Genomic DNA, 3,857 nt, shown 5'->3' with positions numbered 1-3,857 from the left:
TGGTGGGCCGCCGGCTACAACCTCGCCGCCGTGCCCCTGGCCGCAGGTGTCCTGGCCCCGATCGGATTCGTACTGCCCATGGGCGTCGGCGCCATCCTCATGTCCGCCTCCACCGTCGTCGTTGCTCTCAACGCTCAGCTGCTGCGCCGTCTCGACCTCCGCCCGGACACCGTCATCACAGCGATGCAACGAGGATGAATCCGATGAACACCACCCACTCCACTCGGAGACGAGCCGCGATCGCGCTCGTTGCCGCCGCTGCCCTGACCCACGAGGGCGAAGATGCCGGCTCCGATCTCCACGGGCGACGATGACCTCACCTGCCTGACCACTATGCAACTCGCCTGACATCCCCACTCGCGCCGATATCGCCACCGACGCGGCCACCCACCGGCAGGAAGGTAGTGCGGTCAGCATGGACCACAGCACACAGTCCCAAGACAAGCTCACTCTCACCGGATCCGTCGCGCTGGGAACCGGGGTAATGATCGGAGCCGGCATCTTCGCCCTGGTGGGCCAGGTCGCGGAATTGGCCGGCGGCTGGGTGCCGTGGGCGTTCCTCGCCGGCGCGGTGGTAGTGGCGTTCAGTTCCTACTCCTACATCCGGTACTCGGCCATCAACCCGTCCTCGGGCGGGATCGCGATGCTGCTCAAAGCCGCCTACGGGCCCGGGGTGGCGGCCGGCACGTTCTCCCTGTTCATGTACGTGTCGATGATCCTCGCCGAGTCCCTGCTGGGGCGGACCTTCGGCACCTACGTGCTGCGGCCATTCGGCATGCAGGACTCCTCCCTGTGGGTGCCGGTGCTGGCAGTGTTCGCCATCGCCGCCGCCGCGCTGGTCAACCTGGTGGGCAACCAGTGGGTCGAGCGCTCAGCCACCGCTACCGCGGCGCTCAAGATCGTGGGCATCGCGGTGCTGGCGATCGCCGGCATCCTGGCCGCGGGCGTGTCCTCGCTGGGCCGACTGTTCACCGTCGCCGAACGCACCCCACCGGAGCACGGCTGGATGGGCTTTCTGGCCGGGGTGACCCTGTGCATCCTGGCCTACAAGGGCTTCACCACGATCACCAACCAGGGCGCGGACCTACGGGACCCGGAGCGCAACATCGGCCGCTCCATCATGATCTCCATCGCCCTGTGCACCGTCCTCTACCTGTTGATCACCGTCGCAGTAACCGCCAGCCTGACCGTTCCGCAGATCATCGGGGCCCGCGACTACGCCCTCGCCGAGGCTGCCAAGCCGATGTTCGGATCCTGGGGCGTCACGCTGACCGTGATCATCGCGGTGGTGGCGACGCTGTCAGGACTCATCGCGAGCTTGTTCTCTGTCTCCAAGCTCTACGACATGCTCCGCGACATGGGCCAGGTGCCGGGACTACCCGGGGCTGGCGGACACCAGTCGCTCTACATCACAGCCGGCCTGGCGATCCTCATGGCAGCCTTCTTCGACCTGTCACAGATCGCCTCCCTGGGGGCGATCTTGTACCTGGCAATGGACATCGCCATCCATTACGGGATCGTCCGACGCCTCAAGGACGACGTCAATGCCAAGGCGTGGATCCCGTGGGTCGCGATCGTCCTCGACGTCGCAGTGCTCGTACCCTTCCTCCTGCTCAAGGCGCAGTCCGACCCACTCACGCTGGGCATCACCGCGATCGTGGCCCTAGTCATCATCACAGCGCAGTGGATCACCGTGCGTCACCGCTCCGCACAATGATCCGCACTTCTGCGAAAAGCCGATACAACGGGTATTGGACGCTTGTTATTACAAAGATTCTGCGAAGGTCGAACCGAGGGACTGTAGCCAGTTCTGCGCATCAGTAGCGTCGGCGTTAGCTGGGCACCTCCAGCGACGACTCGGAGAAGAAGGGAGCACATCGATGTCTCACATCACTTCAATGATCGAAACCCACCCCAACGACGCTTCCGGCATAGACGTGCAGAAGCTTGCCGACTGCATCGCCGCGTGTCTCGAATGCGCACAGACTTGCACCTCGTGCGCTGACGCCTGCCTGGCCGAAGAGATGGTCGCAGACCTACGGAACTGCATTCGCCTCAACCTTGACTGCGCCGATCTCTGCGCAACCACTGGCAAAATCCTCAGCCGTCGCACCGGGCAGAACCTCGCCACGGTCAAGACCACGCTCGAGGCATGCCGGACAGCATGCGCAGAATGTGCCACCGAGTGTAAGAAGCACGAGGACATGCACGAGCATTGTCGCGTCTGCGCCGAAGCCTGCCGCAAATGCGAACAGGCCTGCACCGAACTCCTGTCCGCGATCAGCTAACGATCAATGCCCGGCCTGGTCGGTCGTACGACAATCGACCAGGCTGGGTCACCCGCCGATATCCAAACGTTACGTAAAGTCGAAGCAGGGGCCGTATGCACAGTTCAACGATATGAACCGCCCAGCCCTAAGCCACAGCTAGCAGACTCCCCGCAAGGAAAACCGCATCGCTATTCAGTCGGTTTGACGAGAACGACCTGGGATGGATCTATGCCATCCGCGGAAGCCAAGGTAGGGAGTTCGTACCCCTCGAGACCGTCAAGCTCAAGACTCGCCCGAGCTGCTCGATGCGAAGAATGAACTGACTGGCCATTGGCGATGGCAGCATAGAACTGTGCGGCGTAGTTGATGGCATCGGTGTCGGCAATGCTGTCCGCCATCCCAATGGCGAGGGGGACGATCTTCTCCTCAACCAGGTTGTTAGCCTGCGGAGCCGAGTTGCACGAGTTCAAGAGAACGAGCAGGGGTGGACTGTCAGTGGCTTGCACGGCTCGGGCGAATGCCTGTGCAGTCACTATCACGCCGTCGTGCTGCTCATCTCGGTCTCTCTCGAAGACGATGAGAGCACTGCTGCTGTGACCTGAGAAGTGAACGACGTGGGGACGGAACTTAGTGATCCCGTCCATCAAGTCCGCCGTAGTAGCGGCGGGCCGCGCGTCGAACTGAATCTGATCACGGTGAAGCGCAGCTTCAACCGCAGTTCGAATCCGTTTCTGCTCTCGGCCGATCCTCAGGTCCCCCTCGGAAGCGGCGCCCAGCAGCAATATTCTGAGCACTTCCGCTTTCGGCGATGGTACCGAGCGCATTACCTCGTTCACCGCATCTTCTGCTTGCCTGAGCCGCGAGTTGAACGCCTGCCTTTCGCCAGCAGCCCTACGCGCAGCCTCTTCCTCTGCCTTCTTGCGCTTACGCTCCGCCGCCTCAAGCTCTGACTTTTGTGCTCGCTCCAATTTCGCCTGGAGATCCAGCTCCTGTTTTGAGTAGCTGTCCACTCTCTTCTGCCACTGTGCGGCGTCTTTACCTGCCGTTTCCGCCTCTTTATCCTTACGCTCCGCCTCCCTGAGCTTACTCTTCATGGTGGTCGAGCTCTTGGTGGCCGCCGCTGCACCGCGGGCCTTGGCAGCCGCTGCCCTGGCGGTCGATTCCTTAGTCCTGCAGTTCCCCACCTTGGATTCTGCGTCTCGTCGCTGCTTGCGCTTTTGTTCCAGCTGCCTGCGGTACATGCTCGAACTCATCTGGTCCCTCCTGGTCGGAGATTGGGTTCTCGCAAGCTACAGCAGGGGTCCGACACTCGAGCACCACAGCGCGAACCGCCCTTCAGTTTGTGTGCACGCGCTGCAAAGCGCGGTACAGCGTGGACCGCCCCACACCGAGGTCACGGGCGATCGCCGACGGCCCCTCCCCCGCCTCGACGCGGGCCCGGGCCTTGTCGACCTGCTCGTCAGTCAGGACGCGTTTGCGTCCCTTGTACTTGCCTTTCGCCTTAGCGATGGCGATACCCTCGGCTTGGCGTTCACGGATTATTGCCCTCTCGAACTCGGCGAACGCCCCGAGCAGCGACAGCATCAG

4 protein-coding genes and 1 pseudogene are annotated in these 3,857 nt (G+C 62.7%); 3 read left to right on the top strand and 2 right to left on the bottom strand.

Annotated features, from left to right (window positions below; all coding sequences use genetic code 11):
• From G6031_RS12750 to G6031_RS12740, 3 genes and pseudogenes are all read left to right on the top strand, one after another.
• Nucleotides 1–198, top strand: a pseudogene (locus G6031_RS12750) (heavy metal translocating P-type ATPase); the annotation flags it as partial.
• A gap of 217 nt (nucleotides 199–415) precedes the next feature.
• Nucleotides 416–1,717 (top strand): APC family permease, encoded by a 1,302-nt coding sequence (locus G6031_RS12745; protein WP_069389160.1) that lies wholly within the window; start codon nucleotides 416–418, stop codon nucleotides 1,715–1,717.
• 181 nt (nucleotides 1,718–1,898) lie between these two features.
• Nucleotides 1,899–2,288 (top strand): four-helix bundle copper-binding protein, encoded by a 390-nt coding sequence (locus G6031_RS12740; protein WP_228549190.1) that lies wholly within the window; start codon nucleotides 1,899–1,901, stop codon nucleotides 2,286–2,288.
• A gap of 170 nt (nucleotides 2,289–2,458) precedes the next feature.
• Here the strand turns inward: G6031_RS12740 and G6031_RS12735 are convergent, their stop codons facing one another.
• Both G6031_RS12735 and G6031_RS12730 read right to left on the bottom strand, forming a co-directional pair.
• Complete coding sequence (locus tag G6031_RS12735) at nucleotides 2,459–3,523, bottom strand: hypothetical protein (RefSeq protein WP_095719482.1); 1,065 nt, start codon at nucleotides 3,521–3,523, stop codon at nucleotides 2,459–2,461.
• A gap of 82 nt (nucleotides 3,524–3,605) precedes the next feature.
• A partial coding sequence (locus G6031_RS12730; RefSeq protein ID WP_182653457.1) for a helix-turn-helix domain-containing protein occupies nucleotides 3,606–3,857 on the bottom strand: 252 nt, incomplete at its 5' end.

The sequence above is a fragment of the Dietzia sp. CQ4 genome (assembly GCF_014145125.1).
Taxonomy (GTDB): Bacteria; Actinomycetota; Actinomycetes; order Mycobacteriales; family Mycobacteriaceae; genus Dietzia; species Dietzia natronolimnaea.
The sequence above is the reverse complement of the archived record's forward strand: the minus strand, read 5'-3'. Positions and strand labels throughout refer to the sequence as shown.